Consider the following 19,417-nt stretch of genomic DNA (forward strand, 5'->3'; position numbering starts at 1 on the left):
CCGCATCGGCAGCGCGAATCAACCGGTGCCTGCATGCGCCGCCCGGCCGGGAACGTTCACCACATCGCTGCGTGCAGGCCGAGCCTGCGTGTACGCAGCACGGCGGGCACAACCGTTGCGCCGGCCACCGGCAGCTGGTGTCTGCGCAGCAGCACCCGCACGCACGGTGAGCAAGCGATTCGCACGCGACGCACAGCCGTCAGCCAGGCGACGACCGCGCCATGGACGCAGCATATCCAGCGAACATGCCACTCCATGGCGCGGCCGCACCCATCTGACGGTGCCCGCCATCGCCTTGCCGCTGGCCTAGAACGCGTAGCGCACGCCCAGGGTGTAACGCGGCTGCTGATCGATCAGGCGGATGATCTGCTTCTCCGAACGCCCGTGCCAACGCACGTCTTCGCCGGTCAGATTGATCGCTTCAAAGCCCACCGACAGCTGCTTGCTGAGCGCGTAGCTGACGCTCAGGTCGAACTGCTGGTAAGCCTCCACGTAGTACGGGTTGCGATTGGAGGCGTCCTGGTTGGCCGCGATCAGGTATTCGTCGCGCCAGTTCCAGGCCAGGCGTGCGCTCCAGCCGTATTTTTCGAACATCAGCATTACGTTGGCGGTATCGCTCAGCCCGAGCAGCGCGAACTGGTCGCGGTCGATGACGTTGTTGTTGAACGCCACGTCGCCTTCGACGATGGTGTAGTTGGCGTAGATGCCGAAGCCGGTGCTGCCGAAGAAGTACTGCCCGCCCAGTTCCCAGCCATGGATATTGGCCTTGTTCTGGTTGATTGGCCGCGAGACATCGAACTGGTACAGCGGGTCGGCCGCCGTGCCGACCAGGTCGTAGGCGTTTTCCAGTGCCAGGCTCTGCGCCGAGCTGCCGTTGTAGGCGGCCAGGCCACCGGTGGCGGCAGCATTGCGCAACAGCGCCGTGGCCGCGAACAACGAAGTGTCGTTGGCCGAACAGGCCGCCGCCACGTCGTTGCCGGCGGCGCCGACCTGCGCGGCACACGCGCCGCTTTGCAGGAACGCCAGCGCCGCCTGCGCATCCGGGCCCGAGGTGGGATCGGTCAGCCCGTACAGGGTTTCGCGCGACACCGTGGTACCCAGGAAGTTGCTGACGCGCTTGTTCCAGAACGTGGCCGACACATAGCTTGCATCGGCGAAATACCATTCCAGTGCCAGATCGAGGTTGTCCGATTCCAGCGGGTCCAGCGTCGGTGTCTGCGAATCGCCACTGGCGCGGTTGGAAGGATTGATCAGGATCGAGCCAGCCGGGGTGTTCGGCGTGGGACCGGCGAGCAGGTTGTTGTACGGTGCGCGTGCAATGGTCTGGCCGAACGAGGCACGGCCCTTCAACTGATCGGTGATGTCGATGCTGAAGTCCAGGTTCGGCAGGATGTAGTTGTAGCTGGTCTTCTCGCTGAAAGGCTGCTGCTCGGTGGAACGCAGCAACTGGAAGTCGTTGTTGGCCTGCCATTGCAGCGCGACGGGCGTGGCCACCTGCGAGGTGGATTCAACGTCGGTCCGCTCATAGCGCAGGCCCAGCCGCGTGTTGGTGGTCATGCCGGAGATATCGCCGGTCAGTTCCAGCTGCACATAGGCCGCGCGGGTCTTTTCTTCGACCTGGTTGTTGGCGCTGTAGAGCGGGTTGTAGCGCGTGGCCGCCCCATATTGGCTGCCTCCCCACAAGGCCAGCTGGCTGGCGTCGCCACGCCAGGCGTTACGGGCAGCACCATTGGGATTGAAGTCGTCGAACATGCCGACGATGCTCACCGGCCGCAGCAAGTCCGTCATGCCCGGCTCTCTGCCGGCATTGGCCACGCCCCAGTCGCCCAATGCGGAATAGTTGTCGCTGGTCAACCGATGCATGGTGGTGTTGGACGAGCTGACACCGAACTGGAAGCGCCCGTCGTCGAAATCGAACTTGCCGTCCAGGCGACCTTCCTTGGTTTCGGTCACCTGCTTTTGATAATAGATGCGTTGTACCTGCGAGCCGAGATTGTTGGTGGTGAAATCCGGATTGACCACGCCGTTGGTGCCGGCCAGCGAATCGGCGACGGTGGGATACCAGGTGCGTGCGCCGATCGGCAGCGAGTTGTTGAACCACAGCTCCTGTGCCCACTGCCCGCCGCAGGACGGGCCGTTGGTGCAATTATTGGTGCCGGCAAAGCTGAAATAGGTGGCGCTGCCGCCGGTGACCGGATCGTTGGGCAGGCTCTGGGTCTTGGAGTTGTGCGCATCGAAGGTCAGCTGGAAGCGGTCGGTCACCTGCCAGTCCGCGTTGAAGCCGAGCGAGCCGAGCGTGTACTTCTGCTCGTTGCGCTGCTGCTCCATGCCGAAGTCCTTGGCGCCATTGGGCACGTCGCGCAGGTAGACCGGCGTGGCGACCGTCTGGCCGGTATCGAAGGTCAGGTCGGTGAAGCTGTTGGCGCGTTGCAGCCAGATGCCCTGCTCGCCGCGTTCTTCGCGGATTTCGTTGGACGAGTAGGTGTAATCCAGGGTCAGCGTGAGGCTGTCGCTGGGAGCGAACTGCATCACCGCCTGGCCGTTCATGCGCTCGCGCTGGAAATCGGCAAACGCATAGCGGATATCGTTGGGCATGCCGTACAACTGGCCGATTGCCGGTGCGTTGGTCACCACCGTGTCCGGACGCAACGCCGGATCGGTGCCGGTCCAGCGCTGGATATTCCAGCGGTTTTCGGTGGCCTGCACCGAGCCGCCATGGCGCTTCTGGTAGCTGGCGCTCAGGCCGATACCGAAGGTCTTGTCGGGGTTGGTATAGCTGAAGATGCCCGACACTTCCGGGGTCAGCGAATCGCCGAACGGCTCAGAGCGGTCGGACACCATCTTGGCGCCGGCATTGGCCACCACGCCATCGTGATTGAATGGCTTGTCGGTCTGGATGTTGATGGTGGCGCCGATACCGCCGCTGGGTGCAGTGGCGCGGCTGGTCTTGAACACCTCGATGCCGGTAATGGCCTCGGAGGCGAGCTGGGCGAAGTTGAACGCGCGCGTCCCCACGTCCACGCCACCGATCGGGGTCTGGCCAGGCGCGCCGAACGCATCGGCACCGGGAATTAAGCGGCCATTGAGCGTAACCGTATTGAACTGCGGGCCAAAGCCACGCGCGGTGACCTGCGCGCCTTCGCCATCGCGGCGTTCGATCGAGATACCGGTAATGCGCTGCAGCGATTCGGCCAGGTTGGTATCGGGAAACTTGCCGATATCTTCGGCGCTGATTGCATCCACCACGCCGGCGGCATCGCGCTTGATGCCCATCGATTGGTCGAGGCTGCTGCGGATACCGGTGACGGTCACGGTGTCGAGCGTGGTGGCGGCATCGCTGCTGGACTGCGGCGCGGGCGGCGGCGGAGCGACGTCTTGTGCAAATGCGGGATTGATGACCAACAGGCCACCGACGAAGGTAAACATGGCCTTCGACTTGAAGCTGCTCAGCGTACGACGCATCGATGTGTCCTCGGGAGTGGAGTCCAACCGCCTACGGCCGTTGTCGCGGCATGCGACACGGCAGAGTCATGACCACCGCCCGATCGGCGGTGGCGAACAGTACTGCTCTTGAATAAGGTCCCCTAGCGCGCACGCCGGCGATCGCCCCTTCGATCGCCCACCTGCGTTGTGCGGCGCATGCCTGCCGCAGACGTCACCGACACCACGGTGTCGCGAACGCGTGCGCACGGCATCCCCTGCACGGCGTGCCAGCCAGTGATAGCGCTAACACGCTGCGCAGCCTAGTGAGGCATCAAATGACTTGTCACCGTGCGTTGCAGCATAGTGATGGACAGGCACTGTTACAGCCGATACGGCAGTCGCTTGAGTCCGCATGCAGTCTTCAATGCCGGCGCGGCTGTAAGCGTTATCATTCAATTGCGCGAAAACTGGCAGCAGGTGCGGCGAAATTCGCACAATCAAACTGCAGCAGCATGGTCGTGCAGGACGACTGCGCAAACTGCACATCGACGACAACGCGATCGACCCGGACGCACGAGGCATACGATCGTCATGCGGCGCTGGCGACCGACCTCGTGGTGCTGGAAACCAGCACAGAGCTGACGGATGCAAAGGAAAACGGCGCCATCTTCGCAATCGATTGCGCCGTGGGTGGCGGTTGCAGCGCGCGGCGATTGCGCGCATCGGCGAACGTGATCTAGGCGCGGCTGGCAACGTAGCGCGCCGTCCTCGGGTGGGTGCGGACGGCGCGGAGGAACCAGAGCGTACGCGCGCCGCATCGAGCACCGGCTGCGCCCGCCTGTCGGTGAGCACAGTCGTCTTGCGAGTTGCCCTTGAGTCTGCCCGCGCTGGCGACGGTCAGCCGATCACATCCACGCGATCGTCGCTGCGGTCGGCATCCGGCAGCGCATGCTCCGGGTCCAGGGTCACGTGCAGCACTTTCTGCGTGGTCGGCAGGGTCAGCGTGGGCGTGGCGGTCTGCAGCCAGGTCTCTACCGGCACGCGACGGTCCAGGTGACTGCCGTCGGCCAGATCCACGCGCACGGTGACCGGCATGACCAGTTTTTGCCGGCTCCGCAAGGTCAGCTGCAGCCCCTTGGCCGGGTCGTGCTCGACGTACTGCGCGCGGGCGATGCCCATGTCCAGCTGCCAGTTGTTGAAATACCAACCGCGCCACCACTAGCCCAGGTCTTCGCCGCTTTCGCTTTCCATCAGGCGGAAGAAATCCGATGGGGTGGGATGCTTGTAGGCCCAGGTGGCGATGTACTTGCGGAACGCCGGGTCGAAGCGCTCCGGCCCCAGAATCTGCTCGCGCAGCAGCACCAGGCCCAGCGCGCCCTTGAAATAGGTCAGCGGATGACGGTAGGTCTCGCTGGTGGCATCGGCGATGTCCATCAGCGTCGGCGCGCTACGGTCGGCCAGCAACGGCAGGATCTCGTCGACCGGGTTGCCGCCCTTGGGCGCATATTCCGAATCGCGCTTGGGCGAGTACTCGCCCTTGTTGAAAGCGTCCGATGCATAGACATCGATGAAGGTGTTGAAGCCTTCGTCCATGAACGCATGCCGGCGTTCGTTGGAGCCGACGATCATCGGAAACCAGGTGTGACCGATCTCGTGTGCAGTGATCCAGAACAGGTCCTTGCCGCCGTCCTCGAAGCCGTCGAACACGATGCCTGGATATTCCATGCCGGCGCCATAGCCGCCCAGGTTGATCGCCGCCGGCCACGGGTACGCATACCACTGCGAGAAATGCTCGATCGCGCCTTTGACGTATTCGGTGGAGCGGTTCCACTTGTCCGCACCCACCGCTTCCACCGGGTATACCGACATCGCCAGCGACTGCGCGCCGCCCGGCAGGTTGATGCGTGCGGCGTCCCACACGAACGCAGGCGATGCGGCAAACGCCACGTCGCGGGTGTGCTCCATATGGAAGCGCCAGGTGCGCGTGCCGGTGCCCGCCGGTGCCGCCGCACGTGCAGCCACGTCTGCCGGCGTACGGATCAGCACCGTGCGGTCGCTGCCACGCGCCTGTTGCAGGCGTTGCTGCTCGGCGCGGCTGAGGACCTCGGCCGGGTTGGTCAACGCACCGGAGCCGGCAACCAGAAACCCCTCCGGCACCGTCACCGCGTAATCGAAGTTGCCGTACTCCAGATAAAACTCCGAGCCCAGATAGGGCTGCGTGTCCCAGCCGCGCAGATCGTCGTAGACGGCCATGCGCGGATACCACTGCGCCACTTCGTAGATCTCGCCCTGCTTGCTGGCGCTGTAGGCGGTGCGCCCGCCCCAGGTACCCGGCATGCGGTAGCGGTAGCGGATATGCAAGGTCAGCGCCTTGCCCTGCCCGGCCAGCGGCTGCGGCAGGTCCACGCGCATGCGGGTGTCGTCGATGAGGAAATGTGCAGGCTGACGCTTCCCGTCGCTGTCGATCTCCACGCTGGCGATCTGCATGCCGTCGGTGAACTGGGTGCGCCGCGACGGGCGGCTGGCAGCGGCACGTGAATCGGCGCGGTAGATGTTCTGATCCAGCTGCAGCCACACCACGTTCAAGGTGTCGGGGCTGTGGTTGGTGTAGTGGATCGCCGCCTCGCCGCTGAGCGTGTGGCTGGCCGGGTCGATGCTGGCCTGCAGCTGGTAATCGGCACGGTTCTGCCAGAACAGCGGGCCAGGCACGCCACTGCCGCTACGGTAGGCATTGGGGGCGTCGGGCAGTTGCAGCGGCGCGAACAGCGCCAGCGGGTCGAACCCGGCTGATGGCGCCGCGGGAGCGGTGGCGGCCACTGCGCAGGTGCAGACACTGGCACAGGCAAGCGAGACGGCAACGGTGAGTGCTCGGCGCATGGTGGGGAACATGGCGGGTCCTGCAACGGGGGAATGTCCATGCTACGGCCAATTGCAGCGACATCCATGCCATCGCTGGTCAAATGCCTGGCGCGGGACGCGCCTTCATGTCTGGGCTACCTGGCAGGCGCACCCGCCAGCGATACCTCAGCGTGAGGTTGCAAGTTGCGGCGACCAATGTGCGCCTCACCCAGCGCGTACAGCCACCTTGCTGCGATCACTCCTGGGCGAGAGCGCCCAATCGCAGGGCGCCATCGCCATCGTCGGCCAATCGATCGTCCGGATTGCTCAACCGGCAACGCCGCAGCGACAGGCAGCCGCAGCCGATGCAATCGGTGAGCTGGTCGCGCAAGGCCTGCAGTTCGTCGATGCGTGCATCCAGTTGCCCACGCCAGCGTGCGGACATGCGCGCCCATTCCGCGCGAGTGGGCGTGCGCTGATCCGGCAACACCGAAAAGGCGTCCAGCACTTGCTGCAATGGCACGCCCAGCCGCTGTGCCACGCGGATCACTGCAATCCGTCGCAGCACATCGCGCGCGTAACGCCGTTGATTGCCCGCGGTACGCAGGCTGCGGATCAGGCCTTTGCGCTCGTAGAAATGCAGTGCCGACACCGCCACGCCACTGCGCTTGGCCACTTCACCCACGGACAACTCACGCTGCATTGCCTTGACCTCAACCTTGGTTGAGGCAGGATGCTGCGCGGCCATGACCGATGCAAGCAGCACGGTCCTGGCCATACCCACCCGCCCTGGATGTTCGATGCCCACCGATACCGCCTTGCCTGCCGCCACGCGCCCCTCCTCGCCGCCCGTCTCGATTCTTTCCGCGCCGTATCGCGCTGCAGCCCTGGGCATGGTGGCGCTGGTCTCGCTCAATGCCTTCGAATCGTTGGCGGTCGCCGCGGCCATGCCGACCGTGGCGCGCGCATTGAACGGCCTGCCGCTGTACGCGCTGGCGTTCGGCGGCACGCTGGCCACCAGCGTGGTCGGCATGACCGCGGCCGGGCGCTGGAGCGACCGTCGCGGCCCCGGTGGTGCGCTGGGCGCCGGGCTGCTGTGCTTCGTGATCGGCCTGTTGATCGCCGGCCTGGCGCCGAGCATGCCGCTGTTGATCGCCGGCCGACTGTTGCAGGGGTTGGGCGCCGGTGCCTATTCGGTGGCGCTGTATGTCCTGGTCGGGCGGCTGTATCCGGAACACCTGCGGCCGCGCGTGTTCTCGGCGTTTTCTGCAGGCTGGGTGGTGCCATCCTTGATCGGCCCGAGCATCAGCGGCTTGATCGTGCAGCACGCTGGCTGGCGCTGGGTGTTCCTGTCGGTGCCGTTGCTGGCGATTCCGGCAGGGCTGATGCTGTGGCCGGCCTTGCGCGGGCGCACCTGGTCGAACACCACCACCGAATCGAATGCGGTCCTGGGCTGGGCGATCGGCGCGGCCACCGGCGTGCTCGGCGTGTATCTGGGCGGGCAACTGCACGGCATGCTTGCGCCGGTGGCGATGCTGCCGGCGCTGCTACTTACGGTGTATTGCGCCTGGCATCTGCTGCCGGCCGGCAGCTTGCGGCTGGCGCGCGGCCTGCCCAGCGTGATCGCTTTGCGCGGTATCGCGGCGGCGGCATTCTTCGGCTTCGAAGCGTTCCTGCCGCTGCTGTTGTCGCGCGAGCGCGGGCTGTCGCCGTTGCAGGCCGGTGTCGCGCTGAGCGTGGGTGCGCTGGGCTGGTTCAGTGGCTCGTGGTACCAGGGCCATAGCCGTACGGGCTGGTCGCGACCGCGCCTGCTCCAGGCTGGAGCAGTGTTGATGATGGCTGGGATCGCGATCGGCGCAGGCGCGGTGTGGCCGGTGTTTCCGGTGCCGCTGGCGATTGCCGGCTGGGCCCTGACCGGGCTGGGCATGGGGCTGCTGTATCCCAGCCTGTCGGTGCTGACCCTGTCGCTGTCGCCGCCCGATCGGCAGGGGGCCAACAGCTCGGCGATGCAATTGAGTGAAGCCATTGCGGTGGCCGGCATGCTGGCGCTGGCGGGCGCGTTATTCGCCGCGCTGCTGGCATCGGCCACAGTAGCCGCCTATCTGAGTGTGTTCGTGCTGGCCTGGTTGCTGGCGGTGCTCAGCCTGGTGGTGGCGCGGCGGGTCTGAGCCGTGCGGCACGCGCGGTGGCGCGCTTGTCCGCAATAGAAGGCGGGAGACTGACGCCCTGTTGATCGTGGCGTGCGCATGGCGTTGCCGCACTGTCGTCGCCGTTCGCTGAGCATCGTTTGCATCGCCTGCATCGCTGCCCCAACGCAAGACCTGACGCGCTGCCTCATGCCATCTCCGCATGCGACACACCGATGAGCGTGACACCAGCAAAGACTTTGCCGATCTTGCCGGTATTGCCTTGATCGGCACGGCGGATACAACACCGCAACCGATTGGTCATTTTTTCGCCACCCATCTTGACAGCCTTGCAGGCCGGGGCCTGCCGGCACTTGTCCACAGCCTTGTGCAACTTCCATCCACAGGGGGTGTGGAAAACCTGCACTGCATCGCACATCCGCAGGGGCTTGCCTGCGGCTGCGGCCTGTGCAAGGCAGCCCCTGCCCGTGTCTACATCTGCCGACGCCGCCTGCCTACGCCTCATCCGTCACACCGGACACTGGTGCCGGCGCCGCAATCGTCACGACATGGAGCGGCTCACAAACCCGGGGAGTGCCGCCAGGTGCGTGTCCACTGCAGTCAATGTTCGTGCGCCATCCGTACACGCCGGTTCCTGTGCGTCGTCCACACACACATCTGACGACTGCTCACAACGTTGGGTGAGCCATGCTCAGCAGCAGCAAGCCGGCAACAGCCTCACTCCAGGATCACATGTGGCACGAAGCGCGAGGTGTCGCGGGTGATCGGGCCATCGTCGTCGCGCATGCCCAGCCCGGCCGGGCGGTCGGCCACCACCCAGCTACCCACCAGCGCGTGACGGTCATCGAACACCGGCAACCGATGGTGCGCCTGCAGGATCGCCGGGCCGTCCACATACGGCCCGTCGGTTTGCGCGGCCTCGCCCTGTGCGGTCACCAGGGAAATATTGGCGCCCTCGCGCGACAGCAGCGGCTTGCGCACCCAACCGGCGCTTGCCGCCTCGTTTGCCTGCGCGAAACGCGCGGGCAGCAGGTTGGGATGGCCCTGGTGCCGCTCCCACAGCAACGGCAGGATGCCCTTGTTGCTCAACACCGATTTCCATGCCGGTTCGATCAGGCGCACGCGGTTGGCGATCAACGCCGGGCCAAAGCGTTCTTCCATCATGAATTCCAGCGGGTAGAGCTTGAACAAGGTCTGGATCACGCGGTCCTGGTCGTCGGTAAACCAGCCCTCGACACTCAGGCCGATATCCTCGATGGCGACTTCTTCGGTCGCGATGCCTACCTGGTGCGCGCAATCGCGCAGATAGCGCACGGTGGCGCGATCTTCCAGCGAGTCGCGCACCGCCGAAAAATGCATCTGCGCACCCAGCGCGCCATCCACCGCCAGCGCGCCCAAGGTTTCGCACAACAGATCCTGGATCAGGTTGTACTGATCGGTGCCTGCCGGCAGCACGCCGGCGGCGATCTGCTGCTCCAGCCACAACCACTGGAAATACGCAGCCTCGTACAGCGAGGTGGGCGTGTCGTAATTGAGCTCGTACAACTTGGCCGGGCCGTTGCCGGCATACGCCAGGTCCATGCGGCCGTACAGATGCGGGTCGCGGTTCTTCCAGGAGTTGGCGATCCAGTCCCAGTAAAACGGTGGGATGGCCAGCCTGGTCAGCAGCGCCTCGGAGCCGACCACCTCGTCCACCAGCTGCATCGCCATGTCATGCAGGTCCTGGGTGGGCGCTTCGATATCGTCTTCGATCTGCCGCAACGAAAACGCGTAATACGCGCGCTCGTCCCAGTACGGCTCGCCGCCGATGGTGTGGAAATGGAAGCCGAGCGACTCGGCCTGGCTGCGCCAATCCGGGCGCTCGGCGATGGCGATGCGTTGCATCAGCCGCCGAACCCGGAGCTGCGCCCGCCGCTGCCGAACGAACTGCGTGCCGCCGCGCTGGAGCCGAAGCCCGAGCGCGACACGGTGATCGCCCGCGTCGGCATGTCGATCGCGCCGCTGCGCCCGCGCACCGTGCCGATGCGGTTGCTGGCCAGATCACCGTTGGGCTTGTAGAAACCGCCGCTGCGGTAATCGCGATACAGCGGAATTGCGCCGCCGTAGCGATAACCACCGCCGCCGCTCATATTGCCCAGCGCATAACCCAGCAAAAACCCGCCCATCGGCGGAATCCAGCTCTGCTGGCCTTGCGCCGTCTGGATCGCGGTGCAGCTGCCAAATTGCGCATCGCACTCGTAGCGGGTACTGAAACGCGGCGCAGTCTGCTGGTGCTTGGCTGCGGCCTCGTCGTAGGCCTTCAGGCATTGCTCGATGCTGCCCTGCTCCTGCTTGATCTGGTAACAGTCCGATGCCGATTGCAGCACCACCCCAGTTTCCGGCTCCGAGCCGCAGCCGGTGACCAGCGCGGCCGGCAAGGCCGCCATCAGGGTGAGCTTGAGGTTGCGTGATCGCTTCATGGCGCAGTCTCCGTTACGGCGTGATCGCCGCGGCGTTGATCAGGCCCACAGCGATCGACACGCCGGCAGAGAAAATACCGGCGGCGGCGACGTTGTCGGTGATCTGGCGCGAGATGCGTCCGGCCACCAGGTTGGCCAGAAGATACGCCAGCACCTGGATGCCGCAGGCCACCACGCCCCAGATCAGCGCATCGAACAGACTCACCGAATGGGTGATGGCCGAATGCAGCGGCAATGCCACGCCGATCAGGTTGCCGGCCAGCGCCGCGGCGGCGGCCACGTTGCCCTGCCGCAGCAGGGTGAAATCCTTGTGCGGGGTGACCAGGGTCACCAGCACCACCGAGACGATCAGCACGCCCAGGCCGGTGCCGAAGTAGGAAAGAAACGCCAGAAAGCTCTGCAGGTTGATCGGGTTCATGACAGGACCGGTTGAGGAAGGGGCGAGCGCGTGCTCAGGTGATGTCCAGATCGGCAACGGTGACGTCGATCCCGACCGCATAGGTGACGCAGAATTCGTTGGGGCCGGAATCCTCGCCGGTCACCAGCAGGAATTCCTCGCGCTGCAGCTCCGGCACGTCGCGGCTGTAGAGCATGGCGTAATGAGTGAGGTCGCCATCGCGGCGCGGCGGCTGGTAGCGATACAGCACTTCGTCGTAGGCGATGGGCGGAATGCGCGCACTGTCGTCGGTGGACTGGGTGGCGCGCTCCCAGCGCTTGCCGGCGTACTCGATCTGCGCCGCGCCCAGATGCGGGTGCTGCATCACGAACTCCTGGAAGGCCTGCTTGCTCGGCGGGTTCACCGTCTCGCAGTACACGAACGCCTTCATGGCCTCCAGATCGCCGCCCACGGTGGTGACCTGCAGGAAGGCATCGTCATCCAGATAGAACCGGTGCAGCGCATAGCCATCGCCCAGATTGACGTGGCCGTAGCACGGGATGCCCTGGTTGCCACCCGGCAACTCGGCAGTCATCGCATCCGGTGCCATGCGATACAGCGTGGTATCGATGGCGACCTGCCCGCCCACGCGCAATCCCAGCGGCAGCGCATGCCCGATGGCGCCGTTGCCGGAACCGGGCAACGGCGGCGATTGCGATTGGCCGAACAATTTGCTGAAAAAACTCATCGTCAGACACCTCGTGGCGATGCGGAAACGGAACCCGCGGCGGTGCGCAGCGTCTGCCATGCGATGGCATGCGCAGGCACGCGCTGCTCGGCCAGGTAATACAGCATGGCACCGGCGGCCACCGGGGTGCCGGCCGGTGGATTCAGGCGCAAGCCGCTCTCGGGCGTGCGCAGGCCCAGCAACAGCGCGCCGCGCTGGCTGAAATCGGCGGCCAGCATGCTGTACTCCAGCACCTGCGCATCGGCCGGCACGGCCAGGCTGAACTGGGTGGGGCCATCGTCCACCGACAGCAACTCGGCGGTGATCGCCGCGCTGCCCGGGTCCTGCGCGGCGCGGGCCAGGATCTCGGCGGTCATCGGCCGCGTGCATTCGATGGCTGGATAATGATGATTGACCAGCCGCGCGGCACTGGCCGAATCGAAATGCGCCACCACATGCGCAGCCGGCGCGTGCGCCATCAACGCGAATACCGCCGCCAGGGTCTGGTCGTCGGATGGCGGATTGACGATCACCCGCGCCGCGCCGGCGATGCCGGCACGCTGGTACACCTCGGTGTGGGTGTACGACTCGGCTGCCACGAAGCGCATATGGTCGGGCATCGGATTTTCGGCGATGCCTTCTGCCACCAGCACCACACCTTCATCGTCGGTGGCGGTATCCGATAGCAACAACTCCAGCAGACGGGTGGACGCCGCGCCCTGCCAGCCGATCAGGATGGTGTGCCCGCGCAACGCGTCGTAGGCCATCTTGCCCATGGAGTGACGCCTCCAGAAAGTGATGAGCACCGCGCTGGTCTTGGCCAGCACCGTGGCGAACAGCGCCACCGCGCCCGGCATCAGCACGAACGCGGCAATATAGCGCCCGGCCACCGAACCCGGCGACAGGTCGCCATAGCCGATCGTGGTGGCGGTGGTCATGTAGTAATACGGAAACGCATCAAGGCCGACGAGCTTGTGCTCGCCAGCCAGTAGCAGCAACACCCAGCTCAGGCCCATGTGCGCCAGCAAAGCCAGCGCGACCACGCCCCAGCTGACGCGGCGCACATGGCGCCGCAAGACCCGGAACAGCTTTCCAACGATGATCATGGCGCGTCCTGTGCCGTTGCGCTGGGTTAGCTGTCGCTACGCGGAACCTGCTGCACGTCGCGTACCTGGCCGATCAACGGCGCGTTGCCGCTGGTGCCCTCATGACCCAGCTGCGCAGCCGGCTTCTTGAAGCGCGCCAGCACCGCGGCGGCGTTGGATTCGCCTTCCATCAGGCCGGCGGCAGCCAGACGACGGTTCAGATCGCCGTCGCCGCTGGCGGCTTCGAGTTCTTCGGCCGATTCGATACGTGCGGAGGTTTCGGCCTGGCGCGCCTTGATGCGCTCCAGCGATTCCAGTGCCGAGCCCATCTTGCTGCTGGCACCGGAATGCCGCGCAGCGATGGCGGCCTGCGCCTTCTGCACCGCATCGGTGGCCTTGACCGTATCGATCTGCTGGCGCATGCCGCGCAGCTGGTTTTCGGTCTTCTGGATGGTGGTCTTGAGCGTGGCTACCGACTGATCCAGCGCGGTCTTGGACGCCTTGTCGCCGGCGTCTTCGCTTTCCAGCGCAGCCAGCTTCACCGCCACGTCATGCGCCAGCGCCTCGTCGTTCTTGGCCAGGGCACCTTCGATATAGCGCGTGTACTCGGCCATCTTGCCGGCGCGCGCGTCGATTTTCTGCTGGGCGAGCTTGCTCTGCGCCATCAGCTTGGTCAGCTCTTCGCGCGAGCGCGTGAGCTGGGCGCCGGCATCGCGCATTTCCTGGTCGAGGATGCGCAATGCATTGGCATCGACGGCCTTCTGGCCGGTTTCGTGTGCAGTCCCACGCAGCAGCGTGATCAGCTTGGAAAAAATACTCATGACAACGCCTTATGAAAAGAACGGCTTGAGAGATTCGGCGGCATCCAGCGTATTGGCCGCCAGGGTCTGGATTTCCTCGTCGATCTGGTCGAGCGTCGACGATGCCGACAGCTCGCCGAACACCACGTAGCGGTCCTTGCCGTCGACCTGGACCAGTCCCAGGTTGGAGAGCGGATTGAGCGGATTGAGCCGCAGGCAGGCATCGTTGAATGCGGCGCGATCGTTGACCTGGTCGGCATGCGCCAGCAGCGTGGAGACGAAGATCTGCGACCCGGACGCGGCGACCTGGATCTGCATATCGCCGTGGTCGGCCAGGGTGAGGTTGATGGCCGGTTCCAGCCCGTCGATCAGTTCGACCTCGATCGGCTGGCCGCGGTAGCGCTCGGCCAGCAGGCCGTGCAATTCGACAGTGGTGTACTGCGTCATACGATGTCCTGTCCTTCGGTCATGCAGCGGTGGTGATGCAGATGCCGCTGCGGTGATGCAGCAGCAGCCGTGCAATGGGCGGACATACTACAGACTGTGCGCGACCGGCAGAATGGGCCGGAAGTCAGCGGGTCAGGCAAGCTGCAGGCGGAAGTAGACCACCCGTTCAGTTGGCTCGAAACCGCACGCCGCATGCGCCGCCTGGGCATTGCTGTCTTCCAGCCGCGCATCGGAGGCCAGCGCTGCACAGCCCTGATCCCGGGTCCATTCGGCCGCCGCTGCCACCAGCGCACGACCAAGCCCGCGGCCGCGCCAGGCCGGCACCACATACCACCCTTCCAGAAAGCCCACCGGCGTGCTGTCGGTGCCATTGACGTGGTCGTGGCGTACCGATACCTCGGCAAACCCCAGCGGCGCATCCGCATCGTCCACCACCACCAGGTGGCTGGCCGCGGACTGCGCGAGCGCGGCCTGCAGGTCGTCGAGGCCATCGTCGGCATCCGGCCACAACGCCAGGCGCAAGGCCAGCAAGGCGTGTGCATCGGCAGCGACCGCCGCGCGCACCCGCCATCCGGCCTGCGCGTTCATGGATACAGCATCCGCTTGGTCCAGTGGCTGGCCGCATCGGCCTCGTAACGCCAGCGCTCGTGCAGGCGGAATCTGGCGCCGTACCAGAACTCGAACGCCTGCGGCACCACCCGGAAGCCGCCCCAGCCATCCGGACGCGGTACGTCACGGCCGTCGAAGGTGGCTTCCACCTTGGCGATCGCCGCGTCGAATTCGGCGCGCGAGCCCAGCGTCTGCGACTGCAACGACGCCCAGGCGCCGATCTGGCTCATGCGTGGGCGCGAGGCGAAATACGCATCGGATTCGTCCGCGCTCACCAGTTGCACGCCGCCCTCGATACGCACCTGGATGCCGGCTTCGCGCAGACTGCGCCACAGGAACAGCAGCGCTGCCTGCGGATGGGTCTGCAGGTCGCGGCCCTTTGCGCTGTCCAGATGCGTATAGAACACAAAGCCGCGCGCGTCGAACGCCTTGAGCAGCACGGTCCGCGCACTCGGGCGCCCGTCCACATTGGCGGTGGCCACGGTCATGGCGCTGGCTTCCAGCTCGGCGCTGTCGTGCGCCTCGGCATACAGCGCGGTGAAGGTGGCAAGGGCTTCTGCGTACAGATCGGGCATGTCGGTGCGTGGCAGCAGGATGGGCGTCCATTGTGGGCGCATCGCGTGCGCTTGTCCCCTCGCCACGCCGCCGCGTGCGATGACCGCGGCGTCCGCTTCGTTGCCCCGCACATCCTGGCAAGCGCGGGCAGCACGGAGACAGGAATGGTTTCACCACGCCGCAACCGGCCCCGTGCGCGGGCGCGAATGCTAGGATCGGTGCGCATGAACCCCGCTCCCAATCTCGTGATGGTCGGCCCGATGGGCGCCGGAAAAAGCTGCATCGGCCGCCGCCTGGCCGAGCGCTTCGGGCTGGACTTCGTGGATGTGGACCAGGCCATCGTCGAGCAGGCCGGCAGCAGCATCCCGGCCATCTTCGAGCAGCACGGCGAAGCCCGCTTCCGGCAGCTGGAAACGGAGACCCTGCAGGCGCTGCTGCAGCAGGACAACAAACTGATTTCCACCGGTGGCGGCGCGGTGCTGGATGCAGGCAATCGGCAACGCATCCGCACACGTGGCTTCGTGGTCTACCTGCATGTCAGCGTGCCCGCCCAGCTGACCCGGCTGGCGCGCGACCGCAATCGCCCGCTGCTGCAGCGCGCCGACCGCGAGCAGGTGCTGCACACCATGGCCGCCCAGCGCACCCCGCTGTACCAGGAGGTCGCCGACCTCACGCTGGAAACCGATCATTTCTCCCCCAACGAGGCCACCGCGCAGCTGGTGCTGCGGCTGGCCGCGCAATGGCGCATGTCGAGTCCCCCTGCATGACACTTCCCCGTTCCTCGCGCAGCGTCGATGTCGACGGCGCCACCCCCTACACCATCACCATCGCCCCCGGCCTGCTGGCCGACGGCGCACGCCTGGCCAGCCATGTCCGCGGCCGCCACGTGCTGCTGCTCAGCGACTCGCAGGTGGCCCCGCACTACGCCGCCGGCGTGCGCAACGCGCTGCTGCAGGCGCGCCCTGAATTGCTGCTGGGCGAGCTGGTGATCGCCGCCGGCGAAGCCTCCAAGACGCTGGACAACTTCGGCGCCGCCATTGGCGCGCTGGCCGAGCTGGGCGCCACCCGCGACGCCTGTGTGTTCGCGCTCGGCGGCGGCGTGGTCGGCGACCTGGCCGGGTTTGCCGCCGCCTGCTGGATGCGCGGCGTGGACTGCGTGCAACTGCCCACCAGCCTGCTGGCAATGGTGGATTCCTCGGTCGGCGGCAAGACCGCGGTGGACATCCCGCAGGGCAAGAACCTGGTCGGCGCCTTCCACCCGCCGCGCGCGGTGATCGCCGATACCGACACCTTGCGCACCCTGCCCGCGCGCGAGCTGCGCGCCGGCCTGGCCGAGGTGATCAAGTACGGCGCCATCCGCGATCCGCTGTTCTTCCAGTGGCTGCATGCCGAGCGCCATGCCTTGCTGGACGGCGATGCCGCTGCGCTGGCACAGGCGATCGCCCGCAGTTGCGAGCACAAGGCCGAGATCGTGGCGCGCGACCCGCTGGAAAAAGGCGAGCGCGCCCTGCTCAACCTGGGCCACACCTTCGGCCACGCCATCGAGACCGAACAGGGCTACGGCGCGCCCGGCAACGACAACCTCAACCATGGCGAAGCGGTGGCGGTGGGCATGGTGCTGGCCGCCCGTCTGTCGGCGGCGCTGGGCATGAGCTCCGCGCAGGACACCGAGGCGCTGCGCGCCCTGCTGCGCGACTTCGAGCTGCCCACCGAGATCCCGCCCGGGCTGTCGCCCGATGCGTTGCTCGGCCGCATGCGCCTGGACAAGAAGAACGTGGCAGGACGCCTGCGGCTGGTGCTGTGGCGCGGTATCGGCAAGGCCGACGTGGTGCCGGATGTGGACGAGTCCGCAGTGCTGGAGATCCTGGCCGGCTGAGCGCTGCACCGGCTGGCGTTGGTGCCGCCTGCCCTGGCGCTGCCAATGCGCCGCGAAGCCCCCAAACCCAGCAAGCACCTGCCCCCACTGTCTTCGCGCCTGGCGCAGCCGCACCCCGTCCGGCCAACGCCGCCTTCAGCAGTGCCCGGCTACAATCGGCGGCATGCGCATCCTCCTGCAACACGATTCCGGCGGCAACGAGCCGCTCCGCTATGTCCAGCTGACCCTGCAACCGGACCTGTTCGGTGGCTGGGAACTGCTGCGCGAAAGCGGCCAGATCGGCGGACGCACGCAATTGCGACGCGACCAGTACCTGCTGCAGGACGAGGCCGACCGGGCCTTCGAAAAGGCCCGCGACACTCAGCTCAAACGCGGCTTCCAACTCATCACCGGCGGCGCCGACGCGCCGCTCTGAGGACATCTCTTCCCATGCTCAAGAACGATCGCCTGCTGCGCGCCCTCAACCGCCAGCCCGTGGACCGCACCCCCGTGTGGCTGATGCGCCAGGCAGGCCGCTACTTGCCGGAATACCGCGCCACGCGCGCACGCGCCGGCAGCTTCCTGGGCATGGCCAAGAACCCGGAGATCGCCTGTGAGGTCACCCTGCAGCCACTGCAGCGCTTTCCGCTGGATGCGGCAATCCTGTTCTCCGACATCCTGACCATCCCCGATGCGATGGGCCTGGAGCTGTACTTCGTCGAAGGCGAAGGCCCCAAGTTCCGTCACCCGGTGCGCGATGCCGCTGCCATCGCCCGTCTGGGCGTGCCCGACATGGAAACCGAGCTGCGCTACGTGATGGACGCGGTGCGCCTGATCCGCCGCGAACTGGACGGCGCGGTGCCGCTGATCGGCTTCTCCGGCAGCCCGTGGACGCTGGCCTGCTACATGATCGAAGGCGGCGGCAGCAAGGAATACGCGCGCATCAAGGCGATGGCCTTCAACGCGCCGGATGTGCTGCATCAGCTGCTCGGCACCGTCACCGATGCGGTCATCGCCTACCTGTCCGCGCAGCGCGCAGCCGGCGCGCAGGCGTTGCAGGTGTTCGACACCTGGGGCGGCGTGCTGTCGCCGGCGATGTACCGCGAATTCTCGCTGCCCTACCTGACCCGCATCGCACGCGAACTCGAACGCGGCATCGGGGCCGAGCGCACGCCGCTGGTGCTGTTCGGCAAGGGCAATGGCGCCTATGTGAGCGAGCTGGCCGCCAGCGGTGCCGAAGCGGTGGGCGTGGACTGGACGATCTCGCTGGCCGATGCCGCCCAGCGCGCCGGCGGCCGCGTCGCCCTGCAGGGCAATCTGGACCCGGCGACCTTGTACGGCTCGCCCGAGGCGATCCGCGCAGAAGTCGGCAAGACCCTGGACAGCTACGCGCAAGGCAACGGCGGCTCGCGCGAAGGCCACGTGTTCAACCTCGGCCACGGCATGTCGCCGGACATGAATCCGGAGCACGTGGGCGTGCTGGTCGAGGCGGTGCAGAGCTTGAGCAAGCGCTGATTTTCCGTACAGCCGACAGCACTGCGTGTGCTGCCGGTTCCTGAAGAATGCGACAAGCGGCAGTTCGGCAACGCCAGCGCGCAATGCGCTGAGAGCGTCTCACAAGCAGAGCTGTGACGGTTGCAGATTCTCTGCGCCTTCGGTGCGAGAGCACGCAGTGAGAGACCGCTGACGGCATCGAGCGTGCAGTCACGCAGAGGAGCCCTAGCGCCTGCGTGATGCATGCCGCACGAGCATCGACCGCGTCTGCCATACGTCATGCAGCGCTGCTGTGGGTCACTGTGCGATCCAAGCAGGCAACGGCGTGTTTCGGCGATGCGCATCCCCGTGCAGGTCCCTCACTGCTTGCTCGCTGCGCACGCATCGCGATCTGTGACGGTGTTCAACCCATCATCGAAACGCAGTCCCTGTACCTCGGCAGGTTCGCTTCGATCCTGCGCCAACGACGCGTGCCGCAACGGCCGGGCAAGCCATCGTCAAGCGAGCGCAAGCCGTCGGTGCAGCCGCAACGATGCACGCTCTCATGCGTTTCGCAGGGTGTTTTTGTAAACCCGGTTGCGATTCATAGACAAATTCCCCGC

18 protein-coding genes, 2 other RNA genes and 1 pseudogene are annotated in these 19,417 nt (G+C 66.2%); 7 read left to right on the forward strand and 14 right to left on the reverse strand.

Annotated features, from left to right (window positions below; genetic code table 11):
* Positions 1-306: 306 nt before the first annotated feature.
* A complete protein-coding gene (locus tag A7D17_RS00740) occupies positions 307-3,462 on the reverse strand; it encodes a TonB-dependent receptor (RefSeq protein WP_064507336.1) in 3,156 nt (1,051 codons plus the stop codon).
* A 473-nt stretch (positions 3,463-3,935) separates the two neighbouring features.
* On the opposite strand from A7D17_RS00740, the gene A7D17_RS00745 reads away from it, so the two are divergent.
* Positions 3,936-4,163 carry a hypothetical protein gene (locus A7D17_RS00745; protein WP_064507337.1) on the forward strand — a complete coding sequence of 76 codons (228 nt, stop codon included), beginning with the start codon at positions 3,936-3,938 and terminating at the stop codon, positions 4,161-4,163.
* Positions 4,164-4,167: 4 nt separating this feature from the next.
* Here A7D17_RS00745 and A7D17_RS00750 read toward each other — a convergent pair.
* The 3 genes and pseudogenes from A7D17_RS00750 to soxR all read right to left on the reverse strand — a co-directional run bounded on the left by A7D17_RS00750 (position 4,168) and on the right by soxR (position 6,964).
* A non-coding RNA gene (locus A7D17_RS00750) (sX9 sRNA) lies at positions 4,168-4,241 on the reverse strand.
* A 79-nt stretch (positions 4,242-4,320) separates the two neighbouring features.
* Positions 4,321-6,312 (reverse strand): annotated as a pseudogene (locus A7D17_RS00755) (M1 family metallopeptidase).
* 205 nt (positions 6,313-6,517) lie between these two features.
* A complete protein-coding gene (gene soxR, locus A7D17_RS00760) occupies positions 6,518-6,964 on the reverse strand; it encodes a redox-sensitive transcriptional activator SoxR (protein WP_064507462.1) in 447 nt (148 codons plus the stop codon).
* A gap of 97 nt (positions 6,965-7,061) precedes the next feature.
* Here soxR and A7D17_RS00765 point away from each other — a divergent pair, with 97 nt between their 5' ends.
* The gene (locus tag A7D17_RS00765) at positions 7,062-8,429 is read left to right on the forward strand and encodes an MFS transporter (protein ID WP_064507338.1); all 1,368 of its coding nucleotides are present in this window, start codon (positions 7,062-7,064) and stop codon (positions 8,427-8,429) included.
* A 166-nt stretch (positions 8,430-8,595) separates the two neighbouring features.
* Here A7D17_RS00765 and A7D17_RS24510 read toward each other — a convergent pair whose 3' ends face one another.
* Positions 8,596-8,781, reverse strand: coding sequence for a hypothetical protein (locus A7D17_RS24510; RefSeq protein WP_064507339.1), 186 nt, complete (start codon positions 8,779-8,781; stop codon positions 8,596-8,598).
* Between the two features lie 236 nt (positions 8,782-9,017).
* Here A7D17_RS24510 and A7D17_RS00775 point away from each other — a divergent pair.
* A non-coding RNA gene (locus A7D17_RS00775) (sX9 sRNA) lies at positions 9,018-9,095 on the forward strand.
* 30 nt (positions 9,096-9,125) lie between these two features.
* On the opposite strand, the gene A7D17_RS00780 is transcribed toward A7D17_RS00775, so the two are convergent.
* The 9 genes from A7D17_RS00780 to pdxH all read right to left on the reverse strand — a co-directional run bounded on the left by A7D17_RS00780 (position 9,126) and on the right by pdxH (position 15,486).
* The gene (locus A7D17_RS00780) at positions 9,126-10,292 is read right to left on the reverse strand and encodes a glutathionylspermidine synthase family protein (RefSeq protein ID WP_064507340.1); all 1,167 of its coding nucleotides are present in this window, start codon (positions 10,290-10,292) and stop codon (positions 9,126-9,128) included.
* Positions 10,292-10,867, reverse strand: a complete 576-nt coding sequence (locus A7D17_RS00785; protein ID WP_064507341.1) for a DUF1190 domain-containing protein — start codon at positions 10,865-10,867, stop codon at positions 10,292-10,294. Before A7D17_RS00785 ends, A7D17_RS00780 begins: the two co-directional genes overlap by 1 nt.
* A 13-nt stretch (positions 10,868-10,880) precedes the next feature.
* Positions 10,881-11,285 carry a DUF350 domain-containing protein gene (locus A7D17_RS00790; RefSeq protein WP_064507342.1) on the reverse strand — a complete coding sequence of 135 codons (405 nt, stop codon included), beginning with the start codon at positions 11,283-11,285 and terminating at the stop codon, positions 10,881-10,883.
* Between the two features lie 34 nt (positions 11,286-11,319).
* Positions 11,320-11,997 carry a DUF2491 family protein gene (locus A7D17_RS00795; protein ID WP_193395295.1) on the reverse strand — a complete coding sequence of 226 codons (678 nt, stop codon included), beginning with the start codon at positions 11,995-11,997 and terminating at the stop codon, positions 11,320-11,322.
* Positions 11,994-13,076: a potassium channel family protein gene (locus A7D17_RS00800; RefSeq protein ID WP_064507344.1), complete on the reverse strand. Its 1,083-nt coding sequence runs from the start codon at positions 13,074-13,076 to the stop codon at positions 11,994-11,996. Before A7D17_RS00800 ends, A7D17_RS00795 begins: the two co-directional genes overlap by 4 nt.
* A 26-nt stretch (positions 13,077-13,102) precedes the next feature.
* On the reverse strand, positions 13,103-13,876 hold the full coding sequence (locus A7D17_RS00805) for a PspA/IM30 family protein (protein WP_064507345.1): 774 nt from the start codon (positions 13,874-13,876) through the stop codon (positions 13,103-13,105).
* A gap of 9 nt (positions 13,877-13,885) precedes the next feature.
* A complete protein-coding gene (locus tag A7D17_RS00810) occupies positions 13,886-14,302 on the reverse strand; it encodes a YjfI family protein (RefSeq protein WP_064507346.1) in 417 nt (138 codons plus the stop codon).
* A gap of 132 nt (positions 14,303-14,434) precedes the next feature.
* Positions 14,435-14,890 (reverse strand): aminoglycoside 6'-N-acetyltransferase, encoded by a 456-nt coding sequence (gene aac(6') / locus A7D17_RS00815; RefSeq protein ID WP_064507347.1) that lies wholly within the window; start codon positions 14,888-14,890, stop codon positions 14,435-14,437.
* Entirely contained in the window at positions 14,887-15,486 is a 600-nt protein-coding gene (pdxH, locus tag A7D17_RS00820; protein ID WP_064507463.1) for a pyridoxamine 5'-phosphate oxidase, read from the reverse strand. The genes aac(6') and pdxH overlap by 4 nt, the downstream gene beginning before the upstream one ends.
* A gap of 204 nt (positions 15,487-15,690) precedes the next feature.
* Here pdxH and A7D17_RS00825 point away from each other — a divergent pair, with 204 nt between their 5' ends.
* From A7D17_RS00825 to hemE, 4 genes are all read left to right on the forward strand, one after another.
* Complete coding sequence (locus A7D17_RS00825) at positions 15,691-16,233, forward strand: shikimate kinase (RefSeq protein WP_064507464.1); 543 nt, start codon at positions 15,691-15,693, stop codon at positions 16,231-16,233.
* The gene (gene aroB / locus A7D17_RS00830) at positions 16,230-17,342 is read left to right on the forward strand and encodes a 3-dehydroquinate synthase (RefSeq protein WP_064507348.1); all 1,113 of its coding nucleotides are present in this window, start codon (positions 16,230-16,232) and stop codon (positions 17,340-17,342) included. The genes A7D17_RS00825 and aroB overlap by 4 nt, the downstream gene beginning before the upstream one ends.
* Before the next feature lie 163 nt (positions 17,343-17,505).
* A complete protein-coding gene (locus A7D17_RS00835) occupies positions 17,506-17,757 on the forward strand; it encodes a WGR domain-containing protein (RefSeq protein WP_005995035.1) in 252 nt (83 codons plus the stop codon).
* Between the two features lie 14 nt (positions 17,758-17,771).
* Positions 17,772-18,836 (forward strand): uroporphyrinogen decarboxylase, encoded by a 1,065-nt coding sequence (gene hemE, locus A7D17_RS00840; protein ID WP_064507349.1) that lies wholly within the window; start codon positions 17,772-17,774, stop codon positions 18,834-18,836.
* Positions 18,837-19,417 lie beyond the last annotated feature (581 nt).

Origin of the sequence: Xanthomonas floridensis (assembly GCF_001642575.1) — a bacterium.
Lineage (GTDB): Bacteria > Pseudomonadota > Gammaproteobacteria > Xanthomonadales > Xanthomonadaceae > Xanthomonas > Xanthomonas floridensis.

Coding starts and splice junctions, on each gene's coding strand:
- A7D17_RS00785 (WP_064507341.1), bottom strand. CDS start 10,867: ATGAAGCGATCACGCAACCTCAAGCTCACCCTGATGGCGGCCTTGCCG.
- hemE (WP_064507349.1), top strand. CDS start 17,772: ATGCTCAAGAACGATCGCCTGCTGCGCGCCCTCAACCGCCAGCCCGTG.
- A7D17_RS00745 (WP_064507337.1), top strand. CDS start 3,936: ATGGTCGTGCAGGACGACTGCGCAAACTGCACATCGACGACAACGCGA.
- aroB (WP_064507348.1), top strand. CDS start 16,230: ATGACACTTCCCCGTTCCTCGCGCAGCGTCGATGTCGACGGCGCCACC.
- A7D17_RS00805 (WP_064507345.1), bottom strand. CDS start 13,876: ATGAGTATTTTTTCCAAGCTGATCACGCTGCTGCGTGGGACTGCACAC.
- A7D17_RS00780 (WP_064507340.1), bottom strand. CDS start 10,292: ATGCAACGCATCGCCATCGCCGAGCGCCCGGATTGGCGCAGCCAGGCC.
- A7D17_RS00810 (WP_064507346.1), bottom strand. CDS start 14,302: ATGACGCAGTACACCACTGTCGAATTGCACGGCCTGCTGGCCGAGCGC.
- A7D17_RS00790 (WP_064507342.1), bottom strand. CDS start 11,285: ATGAACCCGATCAACCTGCAGAGCTTTCTGGCGTTTCTTTCCTACTTC.
- soxR (WP_064507462.1), bottom strand. CDS start 6,964: ATGCAGCGTGAGTTGTCCGTGGGTGAAGTGGCCAAGCGCAGTGGCGTG.
- A7D17_RS00835 (WP_005995035.1), top strand. CDS start 17,506: ATGCGCATCCTCCTGCAACACGATTCCGGCGGCAACGAGCCGCTCCGC.
- A7D17_RS00825 (WP_064507464.1), top strand. CDS start 15,691: ATGAACCCCGCTCCCAATCTCGTGATGGTCGGCCCGATGGGCGCCGGA.
- A7D17_RS00800 (WP_064507344.1), bottom strand. CDS start 13,076: ATGATCATCGTTGGAAAGCTGTTCCGGGTCTTGCGGCGCCATGTGCGC.
- A7D17_RS00765 (WP_064507338.1), top strand. CDS start 7,062: ATGCCCACCGATACCGCCTTGCCTGCCGCCACGCGCCCCTCCTCGCCG.
- pdxH (WP_064507463.1), bottom strand. CDS start 15,486: ATGCCCGATCTGTACGCAGAAGCCCTTGCCACCTTCACCGCGCTGTAT.
- A7D17_RS00740 (WP_064507336.1), bottom strand. CDS start 3,462: ATGCGTCGTACGCTGAGCAGCTTCAAGTCGAAGGCCATGTTTACCTTC.